General features: G+C 63.4%; 16 protein-coding genes. 4 read left to right on the forward strand and 12 right to left on the reverse strand.

Annotation, left to right across the window (positions count from 1 at the left end; translation table 11 throughout):
- Positions 1-78: 78 nt before the first annotated feature.
- Positions 79-789, reverse strand: coding sequence for a tRNA-uridine aminocarboxypropyltransferase (locus tag RYH74_RS21730; RefSeq protein ID WP_025337999.1), 711 nt, complete (start codon positions 787-789; stop codon positions 79-81).
- Between the two features lie 362 nt (positions 790-1,151).
- On the opposite strand from RYH74_RS21730, the gene RYH74_RS21735 reads away from it, so the two are divergent.
- Positions 1,152-1,571, forward strand: coding sequence for a quorum-sensing-regulated virulence factor family protein (locus RYH74_RS21735; RefSeq protein ID WP_075043996.1), 420 nt, complete (start codon positions 1,152-1,154; stop codon positions 1,569-1,571).
- Positions 1,572-1,584: 13 nt separating this feature from the next.
- On the opposite strand, the gene RYH74_RS21740 is transcribed toward RYH74_RS21735, so the two are convergent.
- Entirely contained in the window at positions 1,585-1,794 is a 210-nt protein-coding gene (locus tag RYH74_RS21740; RefSeq protein WP_025337998.1) for a hypothetical protein, read from the reverse strand.
- Between the two features lie 162 nt (positions 1,795-1,956).
- Between RYH74_RS21740 and RYH74_RS21745 the strand changes: the two genes are divergently transcribed.
- Positions 1,957-3,075 carry an LOG family protein gene (locus RYH74_RS21745; RefSeq protein ID WP_025337997.1) on the forward strand — a complete coding sequence of 373 codons (1,119 nt, stop codon included), beginning with the start codon at positions 1,957-1,959 and terminating at the stop codon, positions 3,073-3,075.
- Between the two features lie 229 nt (positions 3,076-3,304).
- Here the strand turns inward: RYH74_RS21745 and recX are convergent, their stop codons facing one another.
- From recX to RYH74_RS21760, 3 genes are all read right to left on the reverse strand, one after another.
- Complete coding sequence (gene recX / locus RYH74_RS21750; protein WP_085619270.1) at positions 3,305-3,775, reverse strand: recombination regulator RecX; 471 nt, start codon at positions 3,773-3,775, stop codon at positions 3,305-3,307.
- Positions 3,776-3,796: 21 nt separating this feature from the next.
- Positions 3,797-4,864, reverse strand: a complete 1,068-nt coding sequence (recA, locus tag RYH74_RS21755) for a recombinase RecA (protein ID WP_015269214.1) — start codon at positions 4,862-4,864, stop codon at positions 3,797-3,799.
- A 103-nt stretch (positions 4,865-4,967) separates the two neighbouring features.
- Complete coding sequence (locus RYH74_RS21760) at positions 4,968-5,450, reverse strand: CinA family protein (protein WP_025337995.1); 483 nt, start codon at positions 5,448-5,450, stop codon at positions 4,968-4,970.
- Positions 5,451-6,090: 640 nt separating this feature from the next.
- Between RYH74_RS21760 and mutS the strand changes: the two genes are divergently transcribed.
- Positions 6,091-8,664: a DNA mismatch repair protein MutS gene (gene mutS, locus RYH74_RS21765; RefSeq protein WP_075046894.1), complete on the forward strand. Its 2,574-nt coding sequence runs from the start codon at positions 6,091-6,093 to the stop codon at positions 8,662-8,664.
- A gap of 140 nt (positions 8,665-8,804) precedes the next feature.
- Positions 8,805-9,128, forward strand: coding sequence for a ferredoxin FdxA (gene fdxA, locus RYH74_RS21770; protein ID WP_004375459.1), 324 nt, complete (start codon positions 8,805-8,807; stop codon positions 9,126-9,128).
- A gap of 618 nt (positions 9,129-9,746) precedes the next feature.
- Here the strand turns inward: fdxA and rpoS are convergent.
- From rpoS to fghA, 7 genes are all read right to left on the reverse strand, one after another.
- A complete protein-coding gene (rpoS, locus tag RYH74_RS21775) occupies positions 9,747-10,754 on the reverse strand; it encodes an RNA polymerase sigma factor RpoS (RefSeq protein WP_013971277.1) in 1,008 nt (335 codons plus the stop codon).
- Between the two features lie 108 nt (positions 10,755-10,862).
- Entirely contained in the window at positions 10,863-11,720 is an 858-nt protein-coding gene (locus RYH74_RS21780) for a peptidoglycan DD-metalloendopeptidase family protein (RefSeq protein ID WP_317410111.1), read from the reverse strand.
- A gap of 220 nt (positions 11,721-11,940) precedes the next feature.
- Complete coding sequence (locus tag RYH74_RS21785) at positions 11,941-12,579, reverse strand: protein-L-isoaspartate(D-aspartate) O-methyltransferase (protein WP_015269209.1); 639 nt, start codon at positions 12,577-12,579, stop codon at positions 11,941-11,943.
- A gap of 35 nt (positions 12,580-12,614) precedes the next feature.
- Positions 12,615-13,364 (reverse strand): 5'/3'-nucleotidase SurE, encoded by a 750-nt coding sequence (gene surE, locus RYH74_RS21790; protein WP_025337991.1) that lies wholly within the window; start codon positions 13,362-13,364, stop codon positions 12,615-12,617.
- Complete coding sequence (truD, locus tag RYH74_RS21795) at positions 13,352-14,410, reverse strand: tRNA pseudouridine(13) synthase TruD (RefSeq protein ID WP_085593278.1); 1,059 nt, start codon at positions 14,408-14,410, stop codon at positions 13,352-13,354. The genes surE and truD overlap by 13 nt, the downstream gene beginning before the upstream one ends.
- Positions 14,407-14,880 carry a 2-C-methyl-D-erythritol 2,4-cyclodiphosphate synthase gene (ispF, locus tag RYH74_RS21800; protein WP_015269207.1) on the reverse strand — a complete coding sequence of 158 codons (474 nt, stop codon included), beginning with the start codon at positions 14,878-14,880 and terminating at the stop codon, positions 14,407-14,409. Before ispF ends, truD begins: the two co-directional genes overlap by 4 nt.
- 175 nt (positions 14,881-15,055) lie before the next feature.
- Positions 15,056-15,910, reverse strand: a complete 855-nt coding sequence (gene fghA, locus RYH74_RS21805; RefSeq protein WP_025337989.1) for an S-formylglutathione hydrolase — start codon at positions 15,908-15,910, stop codon at positions 15,056-15,058.
- Between the last annotated feature and the right edge of the window lies 1 nt (position 15,911).

The raw sequence follows: 15,911 nt of genomic DNA on the forward strand, positions 1-15,911 counted from the left end.
CGATCTGGGGATCCTGTTCTGTGTCGGGCACTCGGGTAAGGGTCATTATGAACCAAAGCAGGGGTTGTGCCCCTTGGACTATAGGAAGGTATGCAAACGCTGGTGGGTGTCGTCCTGCTCGTCCAGCGGCAGGCGCCGCTTGCCGCTCAGGTAATGCAGGCTGAACACATCCAGGTAGGCGTCCAGCGCCTGCGAGGCCTGGGTATCACCGGCCAGGTCCAGGCACATGGCAGCGACTTCCGCGGTGCAGAAGTGATCGTCGCGCTTGGAGCGGCGCAGGCGATAGCGAGACATCTGCTCGGCCTGCAGGCTCAACACCGGGAAGCGGTCAAGGTACGGGCTTTTGCGGAACATCTTGCGCGCTTCGGTCCAGGTGGCATCCAGCAGGATGAACAGCGGGCGCTTGCCCGGCTCGCGCACTACCTCGCTGACCACCCGCTCCTGGGCAACGAATTCGCCGGGGAAAACGATGTAGGGCTGCCAACGCGGATCGCCCAGCAACGCCAGCAAGCGTTCGTCGACCGAAGTGCGCAGCCAGCCGAAGGCCGAGGTGTCCTCGATCAGGTCGGCGATCAGCCAGCCGGTATTGGTGGGCTTCAGCGGCTCGGTGTCATGCATCAGCAGGCACACGCCGGACTCGGCCTGCACCCGCGGCTTCCAGGCGCACAGGCAATGAGTGGCGATGACCCGGCAATCGGGGCAGCGCTCGGCACGCGAACCACGGGCGATGAAGGGCTTGTTGCTGCGGGCCAGGCGTTCGGCGCGCAGGCGCGCTACCGCATGGCTCATGCCGGCAGGCCTCTGGACAGGTTGGGAATGGACACAAGGATGACTCGGAAAAAACTAAGGGCGCCAGTCTACCAGAACAGGGGGCAATTGCTGTGCAGGTGGCGGCGCGGCCCTTATAATCGTTGTTTCTACCCTACCCCAGCCTCGCGCCTGCGCGCTTCTGGGGCTGCTGCGCAGCCCATCGCCGGCAAGCCAGCTCCCACCTCGACCGCATTGCCCCCAGGCCATGTGCAATCCCTGTGGGAGCTGGCTTGCCGGCGATGGGCCGCACTGCGGCCCCAATTGCAGCCACAGTGGGGTTTTCACGGAACGCCGTCGACCCGCGCATGTCAAAGCGCCAGTCATCGAACCAGGAGAGATTCATGCTGCGCCGTATCGTCCCCGCCCTGAGCCTGTTGCTCGCCCTGCCCCTGGCAGCCCAGGCGGCTTCCAAGCAGGAATACGACCTGAACAACACGCTGCAGAAGGTTGCCAAAGAGAGCAGTGTCGGCACCCCGCGAGCCATCAACGAGGACATCCTCGACCAGGGTTACACCGTGGAAGGCAAGGCACTGGTCAACCACCTGAGCGTGCGCCAGGAGCATGCCGAGCGCATGCAGGCCAACCCCGAACAGGTACGCAGCCAGCTGGGTGACAGCGTCTGCCGCAACAGCGGTTTCCGCAACCTGATGTCCAAAGGCGCGGTCATGGTCTACCGCTTCACGGTCTACAAGACCAACCAGCCGATCATGGACCAGGCGTTCGACAATGCCAGCTGCGTGGCCGGCAACAAGAAGAAGTAACCAACTTCGATCGCTACGCCTTCTCGTCTTCACGGGCGCGCCAGCGCCCTTCAGCGGCATCGGCGCGCATCTCTGCCAGCAGCGCCTGCAGGTAGCGCGACTGGCATTCCAGCCCCGACAGCCTGCGCCGGCACTCGGCCTCCAGGCTCAGGTGATGCACCTGGGCCGCATTCTCCAGCTGCTGGTAAAGCTGCCGGTCCACTTCGATGATCAAGCGATGCATACCGCCACCTCCTGCATCGACACGTTTCGCTTTACCCAGTTAACCAAACCCGCATCCCCTGTGGCTGCATGCCGACGGGCGGCTGTGCCGAACACCCCCGGCACAATCGAGCGCAAGGGTCTAGATTGAGGTCAGAGGTATTGGTGCAGAAGGAGACGTTGCATGCCTTACCAATCGAGTGAACTGCTGTTCAGCCACTTCCGCGACAACAACATCGACCTGAGCAACATCGACGCACAGCTGCAACTGGTGGCACCGAACAGCCCCAACCTGCCGCTGTACCGCGACATGATGCTGACCATCCTGCGCATGGCCCATGACGACACCGACCGCTGGAGCGCCAAGATCACCCTGCAGGCCCTGCGCGAACTGGACCATTCGTTCCGCACCCTGGAACGCTACAAGGGCCGGCGCAAGGTGACCGTGTTCGGCTCGGCGCGCACTCCGCTGGAGCACCCGATGTACGCCCTGGCCCGCGAGCTGGGCGCAACCCTGGCACGCTCCGACCTGATGGTCATCACCGGTGCTGGCGGCGGCATCATGGCAGCTGCCCACGAAGGCGCCGGCAGCGACCACAGCCTGGGGTTCAACATCACCCTGCCCTTCGAACAACACGCCAACCCCACGGTGGACGGCACCGACAAGCTGCTGCCGTTCCATTTCTTCTTCATCCGCAAGCTGTTCTTCGTCAAGGAGGCCGATGCCCTGGTGCTGTGCCCGGGTGGTTTCGGCACTTTGGATGAAGCGCTGGAGGTGCTGACCCTGATCCAGACCGGCAAGAGTCCGCTGGTACCGGTGGTGCTGCTGGATTCGCCAGGTGGCAGCTTCTGGCGCGACTGCCTGGACTTCATCAGCCGCCAACTGGAGGAAAACCGCTACATCCTGCCCAGCGACCTGAAACTGCTGCGCCTGGTGCACAGCGCTGACGAGGCAGTGGAAGAAATCAACCAGTTCTACAGCAACTACCACTCCAGCCGCTGGCTGAAGAGCCAGTTCGTGATACGCATGCATCACCCGCTCAGCGAGGCGGCGCTGTATGACATCCAGGAAGGCTTTGCCGACTTGCGCCTGAGTGGCAAGTATCACCAGCAACCTGACAGCAGTGCCGAGCACGAAGTGGGCAACTTCAGCCACCTGACCCGTTTGTCATTTGCCTTCAATGGCCGAGACCAGGGCAGGCTGCGCGAGCTGGTGGACTTCATCAACCTGCCGGAGAACTGGGCCAAGCCGCAGCCCATGCATACCACGCAGCGGGCCAGGGAGGCGTTGAAGGTCAGTTGATTGTCGAACAAATTTCCAAAGCGCGCCGCGCAACCTGTGGGAGCGGCGTTGCCGGTACTCGCGGGTAAACCCTAATGCCGGTCAGATAACGTTTGCCGGCTGGATTGGGGCTGCTTTGCAGCCCTTCGCGGGCTTGCCCGCTCCCACAGGGACCGCGCATTTTCTGAACCTTGCACCAAACCTGTGGGAGCGGGCAAGCCCGCGAAGGGCCGCAAAGCGGCCCCAGCCTTCAGTAGTCGTCGATATCACGCCCACTGAGCAGACGGCCGATCATGTCCATGGGGAAACCCCGGTAAGCCAGAAACCGGGTCTGCTGGGCACGGCTGCGGGGATCTTGCGGGCGCTGGCCAGCAAACTTGCGCTGCCAAACGTCACGCATGCGCTCGCCCCAATCCACTTCGCTCTCGCGTAGCGCCTGCTCGATATCAGCACGCGCCAAACCGCGCTGGCCTAGCTCTTCGCGAATACGCGCAGGGCCGTAGCCGGAGCTGGAACGGTATCGGATGAAACTTTCGAGGTAACGGGCTTCGCTAAGCAGCCCTTCTTCGGCGAGCCGGTCGAGTTCAGGCTCGATCAGCTCGTCCGAAGCGCCGCGCTGACGCAACTTGCGCGTCAGCTCGACGCGACCGTGCTCACGTCGCGCGAGCAGGTCCATGGCTGTCCGCCGAATGGCGACGGGGGTGTCGAGTACGGCGGACATGTTCGGCTATCTACCGCGCAATCAATAACCGGCGTCAGCGTCGGCCATGTCATCGGCATCGGCTTCGGCAGCAGCAGCCTTACCAGCAGCCGCAACAGCACCAGAGGTCAGCAGCTTCTCGCGAATCTGCTTCTCGATCTCGGCACCAATAGCCGGGTTCTCAGCCAGGTACTTGGCAGCGTTTGCCTTGCCTTGACCGATCTTGTTGCCCTGGTAGGCATACCAGGCCCCGGACTTCTCGACCAGGCCTTGGGAAACACCCAGGTCAATGATCTCGCCGTTACGGTAGATACCCTTGCCGTAGAGGATCTGGAACTCGGCCTGACGGAATGGCGGCGAAACCTTGTTCTTGACGATCTTGACGCGGGTTTCGCTACCGACCACCTCGTCGCCTTCCTTGACCGCGCCGGTACGGCGGATATCCAGACGCACCGAGGCGTAGAACTTCAGGGCGTTACCACCGGTGGTGGTTTCCGGGCTGCCGAACATCACGCCAATCTTCATACGGATCTGGTTGATGAAGATGACCAGGCAGTTGGCGTTCTTGATGTTACCGGTGATCTTGCGCAGCGCCTGGGACATCAGGCGCGCCTGCAGGCCCACGTGCATGTCACCCATCTCGCCTTCGATCTCGGCCTTCGGTACCAGAGCAGCCACGGAGTCGACGATGATTACGTCAACAGCGTTGGAACGCACCAGCATGTCGGTGATTTCCAGGGCCTGTTCGCCGGTGTCCGGCTGCGAAACCAGCAGGTCGTCGACGTTGACGCCCAGCTTGCCGGCGTACTCAGGGTCGAGGGCGTGTTCGGCGTCGACGAAGGCGCAGGTGGCGCCGTTTTTCTGGGCTTCGGCGATGACCGACAGGGTCAGCGTGGTCTTACCCGACGATTCCGGGCCGTAGATCTCGACGATACGGCCTTTTGGCAGGCCGCCAATGCCCAAGGCGATGTCCAGGCCCAGCGAGCCGGTGGAGATGGCAGGGATAGCCTGGCGCTCGTGGTCGCCCATGCGCATGACGGCGCCCTTGCCGAATTGGCGTTCGATCTGACCCAGGGCCGCAGCCAAGGCGCGCTTCTTGTTGTCGTCCATTGAAATCCTCACGTGTTCGACTTGGCCCTGACGGCCGGAATACCTGTATAAGTAGCCAGTATTATTCCACAGGCAAGCGCCCGCGCAAACCCCTGTCGTCGATTTACTCGGCACCAAGCTGTAACAAGCCGTCTAACGCGGCGATCACCGTCTGTCGGCGCACCGCCTCGCGGTCGCCGTCGAACTGGCGCCGCTCGCTGAACACATGGTTGCCGTCGCCCCAGGCCAGCCACACGGTGCCCACCGGTTTGGCCGGCGAACCACCGTCCGGCCCGGCCACGCCGCTCACCGCCACGGCAAAGCGCGCGCCGCTGGCGGCCTGGGCGCCGCGGACCATGGCTTCGACCACTTCCTGGCTGACCGCGCCAACCTGGCCGAACAACGCCGCGGGCACTCCCAACTGACGGGTTTTCTGGGTGTTGGAATAGGTCACGTACCCAGCCTCGAACCAGGCCGAGCTGCCGGGCACGCGGGTGATGGCCTCGGCGATGCCGCCACCGGTGCAGGATTCGGCGGTGGTCACCTGCGCGTTGAAGCGGCGCAGGTGTTCACCCAGGCGGGTGGCAAGCGTGGTGATCGGGTCCATGTCGGGCTCCTTGAAGGCTGGCCTCTACCCTAGCATTTTGGATGCGAGGAAAGGGCATCGAACGGCGCGCGGGACCTGGGGTGTTCGCCTTGAGATTTTTATCGCCCATGAGACCGAGCGCCGCCCGCGCGGCGCATCGCCGGCAAGCCGGCTCCCACATCTGTTTCGGGCCAATTACTCCTGGGGCACCGGCGCGCGACCCTTGGGTATCGCCTCAATATCGAGTCGGGCAAACAAGGCGGGCAGCGGAGGAGTCACAGGCATGACTGGCCCGAAACAGATGTGGGAGCCGGCTTGCCGGCGATGCGCCGCGCGGGCGGCGCTCGATCTCACAGGCGCCAAACCGCTCAAGGCATGCACCTCAAGCCCACACCCAATCAGAAATTCAGCCGCAGCACACTACGCCAGATATTCTTCATCGGTGAGCGACAGTGCTCGGCCCAGTTGCGCTTCTGTCAACATGCCTTCAGTGCATCCCTGCACACTCGCCGGACTTGCAGGTACAGCCTGCCGGGTAGCCGTGTTAACCTATGCGGCTTGAAAAATCCGGTGGGTCTCGGCGTCGCGCATGCAACACAGAACGCCCCAATTTGCCCCACAACATTGAGACCTACTTTCTAAGCCCTTGATGAATAAAGCAATTTCCGATTTCTCCGCACACACCCCGATGATGCAGCAGTACTGGAAGCTGAAGAACCAGCACCCGGACCAGCTGATGTTCTACCGCATGGGCGACTTCTACGAGATCTTCTACGAAGATGCGAAAAAAGCCGCAAAGCTGCTGGACATCACCCTGACCGCGCGCGGTCAGTCGGCCGGCCAGTCCATCCCCATGTGCGGGATTCCGTTCCATTCGCTGGAAGGCTACCTGGCCAAGCTGGTCAAGCTCGGCGAATCGGTGGTGATCTGCGAGCAGATTGGCGACCCCGCCACCAGCAAGGGCCCGGTGGAACGCCAGGTGGTGCGCATCATCACCCCGGGTACGGTCAGCGACGAGGCCCTGCTCGACGAGCGTCGCGACAACCTGATTGCCGCGCTGCTCGGTGACGAGCGCCTGTTCGGCCTGGCCGTACTGGACATCACCAGTGGCAACTTCAGCGTGCAGGAGATCAAGGGCTGGGAAAACCTGCTGGCCGAGCTCGAGCGCCTGAACCCGGTCGAGCTGCTGATCCCCGACGACTGGCCGCGCGACCTGCCCGCCGAGAAACGCCCGGGCGCCCGTCGCCGTGCGCCATGGGACTTCGACCGCGACTCGGCGCGCAAGGCCCTGTGCCAGCAGTTCGCGACCAAGGACCTCAAGGGTTTTGGCTGCGACAAGCTGACCCTGGCCATCGGCGCCGCCGGTTGCCTGCTGATCTACGCCAAGGAAACCCAGCGCACCGCCCTGCCGCACCTGCGCAGCCTTCGCCACGAACGCCTGGACGACACGGTCATCCTCGACGGCGCCAGCCGCCGCAACCTGGAGCTGGACATCAACCTCGCCGGCGGCCGTGACAACACCCTGCAGTCGGTGATCGACCGCTGCCAGACCGCCATGGCCAGCCGATTGCTGAGCCGCTGGTTGAACCGCCCGTTGCGCGACCTCAAGGTGCTGCAGGCACGCCAGGATTCGATCCGCTGCCTGCTCGACGGCTACCGCTTCGAGAAGCTGCAGCCGCAGCTCAAGGAAATCGGCGATATCGAGCGGATTCTCGCCCGTATCGGCCTGCGTAACGCCCGCCCACGCGACCTGGCACGCCTGCGCGATGCCCTGGGCGCGCTGCCCGAGCTGCAGAACGCCATGGCCGAGCTGGAGGCGCCGCACCTGGCACGCCTGGCCGCCATTACCGGCACCTACCCCGAACTGGCCAGCCTGCTGGAACGGGCGATCATCGACAACCCGCCGGCGGTGATCCGCGATGGCGGCGTGCTCAAGGCCGGCTATGACAACGAACTGGACGAGCTGCTGGCGATCAGCGAGAACGCGGGCCAGTTCCTGATCGACCTGGAAGCCCGGGAAAAGGCCCGCACCGGCCTGGCCAACCTCAAGGTCGGCTACAACCGGGTGCATGGCTACTTCATCGAGCTGCCGACCAAGCAGGCCGAGCAGGCCCCGGGCGACTACATCCGCCGTCAGACCCTGAAAGGCGCCGAGCGCTTCATCACCCCGGAGCTGAAGGCGTTCGAGGACAAGGCCCTGTCGGCCAAGAGCCGCGCCCTGGCCCGCGAAAAGATGCTCTACGACGCCCTGCTGGAAACCTTGATCAGCCACCTGGCACCGCTGCAGGACAGCGCCGCCGCCCTGGCCGAACTGGACGTGCTCAGCAACCTGGCCGAACGTGCACTGAACCTGGACCTGAACTGCCCGCGCTTCGTCGACGAGCCGTGCCTGCGCATCGAGCAGGGCCGCCACCCTGTGGTGGAACAGGTATTGACCACGCCGTTCGTGGCCAACGACCTGGGCCTGGACAACAGCACACGCATGCTGATCATCACCGGCCCGAACATGGGCGGTAAGTCCACCTACATGCGCCAGACCGCCCTGATCGTGCTGCTGGCGCATATCGGCAGCTTCGTGCCGGCTGCCAGCTGCGAGCTGTCGCTGGTCGACCGCATCTTCACCCGCATCGGCTCCAGCGACGACCTGGCCGGCGGCCGCTCGACCTTCATGGTCGAGATGAGCGAAACCGCCAACATTCTGCACAACGCCACCGACCGCAGCCTGGTGCTGATGGACGAAGTGGGCCGTGGCACCAGTACCTTCGACGGCCTGTCGCTGGCCTGGGCCGCCGCCGAGCGCCTGGCCCAGCTGCGTGCCTACACGCTGTTCGCCACGCACTACTTCGAGCTCACCGTGCTGCCGGAAAGCGAGCCGCTGGTGGCCAACGTGCACCTGAACGCCACCGAGCACAACGAACGCATCGTGTTCCTGCACCACGTGCTGCCTGGCCCTGCCAGCCAGAGCTACGGCCTGGCCGTGGCGCAGCTGGCCGGCGTGCCGACGGCCGTCATCCAGCGTGCCCGTGAACACCTGGCAAGGCTGGAAACCACCAGCCTGCCGCATGAACAGCCCCCGGCCCAAAAGGCCAAGGACGTGCCACAGGTCCCGCACCAGAGCGACCTGTTCGCCAGCCTGCCACACCCCGCCATCGAGAAGCTGGGCAAGCTGCAGCTGGACGACATGACCCCGCGTCAAGCTATCGAAATGCTATATCAACTAAAGAACCTGTTATAACGGCGCCCACTACAAGCTGGTAGAATCCGCCGCGGTTTGCTGGTGCTGCAGGTTATTAGCCTGGCCTGCAGCCACATGCCCGCAAACCGCGCGGCCCTGAGAGGAAGGGCCGCCGCCGTCGCCTGAGGAGAGAATTAGAAATGACCTTCGTCGTCACCGACAACTGCATCAAATGCAAATACACCGACTGCGTGGAAGTCTGCCCGGTGGACTGCTTCTACGAAGGCCCGAACTTCCTGGTCATCCACCCGGACGAGTGCATCGACTGCGCCCTGTGCGAGCCGGAATGCCCAGCGCAAGCCATCTTCTCGGAAGACGAAGTGCCTGCGGGCATGGAGAACTTCATCGAGCTGAACGCCGAACTGGCGGAAATCTGGCCGAACATCACCGAGCGTAAGGACGCCCTGCCGGACGCTGAAGAGTGGGATGGCAAGACTGGCAAGATTGCAGACCTGGAGCGCTGATAGCGTCCGGACACGAAAAAGGCCCCTTGGGGCCTTTTTTGTTTTCTGCAGGCAAAAAAAAGGGGCGGTTTGACCCGCCCACATTTTTTCCGTAGTCCCTGCTTGTCCCAAACATCATCCTGATGAAATCGCCTCTTGCGACGTCCCTGGCTTTCCTCCTGAAAGCCTGTGCATGTCCCTGTGCACAGTTCGAATACTAGCGACTTGAACCGGGCGGGCAAGCGCTAAACCTCACAGGGTGTTGCAGGTGACACATTTCCTCACAGCTGAATAAGCCAGGTTTTTCAATGAGTTGGGAAAACGCAGGATCTGGATACGACAATGATTTACTGAAGCGTACATAGAAGGCTTACAAAACAAGTAAGCAAAGGCTTACACGCGATGTTACTGGGGTAGCGCAGTACATAATGTCTTGGGGCTGCTTTGCAGCCCTTTCGCGACACAAGGCCGCTCCCACAGGATAGTGGCGCATTCGAAGGCGATGAAATACCTGTGGGAGCGGCCTTGTGTCGCGAAAGGGGCGCAAAGCGCCCCCGGAAATTTTGAATGGGGCACCTCTGATCGAAACATACAAAAACGCCCCGAAATCATCGGGGCGCTTTGTGTTGCAGGCTTCCGCTACTGGAACAACGACTCACTGGACAGGCCGTTCTTCTCGAGGATCTCACGCAAACGCTTGAGCCCCTCGACCTGGATCTGCCGCACCCGCTCACGGGTCAGGCCAATCTCCAGGCCGACATCTTCCAAGGTACTGCTTTCATGCCCGCGCAGGCCAAAGCGGCGCACCACCACTTCACGCTGCTTGTCGGTCAACTCGCCCAGCCATTGGTCGATGCTCTGCGACAGGTCGTCATCCTGCAGCAGTTCGCACGGGTCGGTCGGGCGGTCGTCGGTCAGGGTATCGAGCAGGGTCTTGTCCGAGTCCGGGCCGAGCGACACATCCACCGAAGACACCCGCTCGTTCAGGCCCAGCATGCGCTTGACCTCGGCGACCGGTTTCTCCAGCAGCGTGGCGATTTCTTCTGGCGAGGGTTCGTGGTCCAGTTTCTGGGTCAGCTCACGCGCAGCGCGCAGGTAGACGTTCAGTTCCTTGACCACGTGGATCGGCAGGCGAATGGTGCGGGTCTGGTTCATGATGGCCCGCTCGATGGTCTGGCGAATCCACCAGGTCGCATAGGTCGAGAACCGGAAACCACGCTCCGGGTCGAACTTTTCGACGGCACGGATCAGCCCCAGGTTGCCCTCCTCGATCAGGTCGAGCAGCGACAGGCCGCGGTTCACGTAACGACGGGCAATTTTTACAACCAGACGCAGGTTGCTTTCGATCATGCGCTTACGGCCGGCAGGGTCGCCCTTTTGCGACAGGCGCGCAAAGTGCACTTCCTCTTCCGGCGAAAGCAGAGGCGAGAATCCGATCTCGTTGAGATACAACTGGGTGGCATCGAGCGCCCGGCTGTAATCGATATACTTGTGTTGCTTGAGCGAAGAGCCCGACTTGGCCCTCGTCCGAACCGAAGATACAGCAGGTTCGTCTGACACCACATCCGTTTCCAAAACGATACCCGTCTCCATCAGAAGCAGGTCATCGTCGATGTCAAACTCCGGCACTTCTTTACTGAGAGCCATTGTTATAGTCCTTTGCTGAGTTCGAACTCAGACTCGAGCGGCACCTATCTCCCTGGCAGCGCTGGAGCCTGTCCCCTCTACATCACAGGAACAGGCCGGGTACAACGGTCAACGACGTGGCAGGAACTGGAGCGGATCGACGGGTTTGCCCTGGCGGCGAATCTCGAAATGCAGCTTCACCCGATCTGTGCCCGTGGACCCCATTTCAGCAATCGACTGCCCTGCCTTGACCTGCTGCCCCTCCCGAACCAACAGCCTGCGGTTATGGCCGTAGGCACTGACGTAGGTATCGCTGTGCTTGATGATGATCAGTTCGCCGTAGCCCCTCAAGCCACTCCCGGCGTACACCACTGCACCATCAGACGCAGCAAAAACAGGCTGTCCCAAATCACCGGCGATATCAATGCCTTTATTCAAACTACCGTTTGAAGCGAATTTTCCAATCAGCACGCCATTGGCAGGCCAGGTCCAGCCGCCTACCGCGCGCTCCGCGGCAGGCACCGTGGCGACCACCGGGGCGCTGCTGGAGGCTGCCGGCGTGGCCGGTTTGCTGGTACTGGCAGGGGGTGTGCTGGTACTGCCCACAGGCCGCCGGATGACCGTGGTCTTGCTCGACGACGACGGGCTGGACACCACCGTGGTGCTGCCGGTAGAGCCGCTGCTGAAACGAATCGCTTGCCCCGGGCGAATGGTGTAAGGCGCCGCGATGCCGTTGCGCGCAGCCAGTTCCTTGTAGTCCCAGCCATAACGGAAGGCAATGGAGAACAGCGTATCGCCAGGTTTGACGATGTACTGCCCGGTGGTTACCGCCGGGCGCTTGGGCACGGTGTTACTGCGGTCGACCACCCGCGCGCTGTTGCTGCTGGTGCTCGAGCAACCCACCAGTAGCGTGCCCATGGCCAGTGCAATCACCAGAAGCGTGAAACCCGACCCGTCCTTGCGCTGCCGAATGACTGTGTGACCCACCCGCGCTCCCCTCATGGTGCCGAAAACGATATGAAGACAAGAAATGCAATATTATTGCAATTATAACCAAGCCCGCCCGCATTGGCAGGGTTGGTGAAAGACTGCTGCAAAGCCATGGCACACGCTGTGCGCTAGCGCTTCACCCCGCCAGATAGACAGGGCGTTGCTGCAAGAATTCGGTGCTGGCGCAAAAATATCGCGCGGCTCGAACCTGCAGTGTTCAGGCCAGCGGGCCGTTGAGCAGCGGTACGAAGCGCACTGCCCCCAGCACGCGGCGGGAGAATCCATGCTCCTCGCGCACGATCAGCATCAGCTGCTGGGTTTCGCCGGCTGGCCCCACCGGGATCACCATACGGCCACCGGGCGCCAGCTGGTCGAGCAATGCCTGCGGCACTTCCGGCGCCACGGCGGTGACGATGATGCCGTTGTACGGCGCCAGCGCCGGCCAGCCTTCGCAACCGTCGCCCCAGCGGAACACCACGTTGCGCAGGTTCAGTTCCACCAGGCGCTCCTTGGCCCGGTCCTGCAACACCTTGATGCGTTCCACCGAGAACACCCGCTCGACCAACTGGGCCAGGATTGCCGTCTGGTAGCCCGAGCCGGTGCCGATCTCCAGCACCTTGTCCAGCGGCCCGGCCTCGAGCAGCAGCTCGCTCATGTGAGCAACCATGAACGGTTGCGAGATGGTCTGGTTGTGGCCGATCGGCAGCGCGGTGTCTTCGTAGGCGCGATGCGCCAGCGCCTCGTCGACGAACAGGTGGCGCGGGGTACGACGGATCACGTCGAGCACCTTGGTGTTCGAAACGCCCTCCTCGCACAGGCGCTGGATCAGCCGCTCCCGGGTACGCTGGGAGGTCATGCCGATGCCACGCCGCAGCATATCGTCCTCGCGCATCAGAGCAGGCCCTCCAGCCAACCGTCGAGCTGCTCGAAGGCATCACTGAAGGTGCGGTCGAGCTGCAGCGGAGTGATCGATACATAGCCTTGCATCACCGCGTGGAAGTCGGTACCCGGGCCACCGTCCTCGGCATCCCCGGCCACGGCGATCCAGTAGCCTTCCTTGCCGCGCGGGTTGACCACCTTGGTCGGCGCCGCCGCCCGCGCCCGGTGACCGAGGCGGGTGAGCTGGATGCCACGAATGTGCTCCAGCGGCAGGTTGGGGATGTTGACGTTGAGCACGGTGCGCGGCGGCAAGGCCAGGCGCGACTGCGCCTCGACCAGGCGGCGGGCGATATGGGCCGCGGTTGGCAGGTTGTCCGGCTGGCGCGACAACAGCGAAAACGCCAGCGAGGTACCGCCAAGAAAACGGCCTTCCAACGCGGCCGCGACCGTGCCCGAATAGAGCACGTCGTCGCCCAGGTTGGCACCGAGGTTGATCCCCGACACGACCATGTCCGGCGCCTGTGGCAACAGCCCATTGAGCCCCAGGTGCACGCAGTCGGTCGGCGTGCCGTTGAGGCTGATGAAGCCATTGGCCAAGGTCTGCGGATGCAGTGGCCGGTCCAGCGTCAGCGAACTGCTGGCGCCGCTCTTGTCTTGATCCGGGGCAATAACCACGCACTCGGCGTAATCCGCCAGCGCAGCGTGCAGCGCGGCGATGCCGGGTGCGGTAACACCGTCGTCGTTCGAAATCAGAATACGCATGAGCTGTCCGTCTGCCCCGCCGACACCAGATCCACGACTTCGCGCACCACCACGGTGGCGAAGCATCCGGCCGGAAGGACGAATTCCAGTTGCAGGATATCAGGCTCCGGATAATGCCACGTAAGACCGCCAATAGGGAGCCGCAGAATGCGTCGTTCGTGATCCATGCCCGCCAAGGCCAGCCACTGGCAAAGTGCCGGCTGCCGTGCGGCGATCGCATCCTCTTGTTGCGCAGTACTCCCCGTAGCCGGCGAATCGCCTGCCCCCCACAGCGGGCCGGTCGGATGCAGGTCAAGGATCGCCAGACGAGGATCGGAACATTCCGACTCCCCAGCAGGAAAGAAGCTACGACTCGTGGTGAACGCCAACAGGTCGCCCACCTGCGCACGCGCCCAGCTGCCGTCGGCAACACGGGCTGCCAGCACCTGGTTGAACAGGTAGCTGCGCCCGGCCGAGAGCAACCGCGAACGCACGTTGCGCTGTTCAGGCAGGGCCTTGCGTGCGGCCCAATCGAGAGCGTCGTGAACGTTGCCGCCACCGTGGCCGAAGCGCTGGGTGCCGAAATAATTCGGCACACCGTGCTGCTTGAGCTGTTCCAGGCGTGCATCCACCGCCTGGTGATCGGCAGCCAGGGCAGTCAGGCGCAGCGTGAAGCCGTTGGCCGAATGCGCACCGCGCTGCAGCTTGCGCTGGTGGCGCACCTGCTTGAGCACACGCAGGCTGGCATCCTCGGCACGCGACAGGTCCGGGTCGGCCTTGCCGGGCAGGTGCAGGCTGAACCACTGGCGGGTCAGGGCCTGGCGGTCCTTGAGGCCGGCGTAGCTGATCGTGCGCACCGGCACCCCAGCGGCACGGGCCAGGCGGCGGGCCGCCTCTTCGGTGTTCAGGTCACGCTTCTCGACCCACAGCCACAGGTGTTCGCCCTGGCCCGAGAGGGGGATGTCCAGCACCTCGTCGACCTGGAAATCCTCGGCCACCGCCTTGAGGACGGCGGTACCCAGTGGTTCGCCCGATGCGCGCGGGCCCAGCAGTTCCAGTTCGGTCATGCTGGCAGCAGCAGGGCTACCGAATGCACGGCGATGCCCTCCTCGCGGCCGGTGAAGCCGAGCTTCTCGGTGGTGGTAGCCTTGACGTTGACCTGGTCGAGTTCGACCTGCAGGTCTTCGGCGATCAGCTTGCGCATGGTCTCGATGTGCGGGGCCATCTTCGGCGCCTGGGCGACGATCGTGGCGTCGATGTTGCCGACCTTCCAGCCCTTGGCCTGGACGATGCCGACCACATGGCGCAGCAGCACCCGGCTGTCGGCGCCCTTGAACTGTGGATCGGTGTCGGGGAAGTGTTTACCGATGTCACCCAGCGCCGCCGCGCCAAGCAAGGCATCGCTCAGGGCGTGCAGCAGCACGTCGCCATCGGAGTGGGCCAGGAGGCCGTATTTGTGGGGGATACGCACCCCGCCCAGGGTAATGAAATCACCGTCGCAGAAACGGTGCACATCGTAGCCGTGGCCAATACGCATAGAAAAACGCCCTGAATGAGTCAGGGCGTGATTCTACCTGCTTTTGAGGCATTGGGGCTGCTTCGCAGCCCATCGCCGGTAAGCCAGCTCCCACAGGTACGGCACAGGTCCGAGGCCCATGCGGTCGAGGTGGGAGCTGGCTTGCCTGCGATGAAGCAAGCACCACAGCTACGCCTTACACCCGCCCCAAGGCCACCGCATGATGACGCAGGTGCTCCTCGATGAAGCTGGCGATGAAGTAGTAGCTGTGGTCATAGCCAGGCTGCAGGCGCAGGGTCAGTTCATGCCCACCTTTGCGTGCCGCCTGCTCCAGGGCTTCAGGCTTGAGCTGCTTCTCGAGGAAGTCGTCGCGGTCGCCCTGGTCCACCAGCAACGGCGGGCATTCGCCGGCCGGGGTTTCGGCCAGCAGCACGCTGGCATCCCACTCGCGCCAGCGCGCACGGTCTTCACCCAGGTAGCGGCTGAAGGCTTTCTCGCCCCACGGGCAATCCATCGGGTTGCTGATCGGCGAGAATGCGGACACCGAGCGGTAGCGCCCCGGGTTGCGCAAGGCGCACACCAGCGCGCCATGCCCACCCATGGAGTGGCCACTGATGCTGCGCTCGCCCGAAGCCGGGAAGTGCGCCTCGATCAACGCGGGCAACTCCTCCACCACATAGTCGTGCATGCGGTAGTGCTGGGCCCAGGGCTGCTGAGTAGCATTGAGGTAGAAGCCGGCACCCAGGCCGAAGTCCCAGGCACCGTCCGGGTCGCCCGGCACCTGCTCGCCACGCGGGCTGGTGTCGGGGGCAACGATGATCAACCCAAGCTCCGCGGCCAGGCGCTGGGCGCCGGCCTTCTGCATGAAGTTCTCGTCGGTGCAGGTGAGGCCGCTGAGCCAGTACAGCACCGGCAGCTTCTCGCCCTGTTCGGCCTGCGGCGGCAGGTAGACGGCGAACACCATGTCGCAGCCCAGCACCTTGGAGTGATGCCGGTAACGCTTGTGCCAGCCGCCGAAGCTCTTCTGGCAGGAGATGTTATCCAGGCTCATG

Source organism: Pseudomonas sp. LSJ-87 (assembly GCF_032971465.1).
In the GTDB taxonomy this organism is placed as follows: Bacteria; Pseudomonadota; Gammaproteobacteria; order Pseudomonadales; family Pseudomonadaceae; genus Aquipseudomonas; species Aquipseudomonas putida_Z.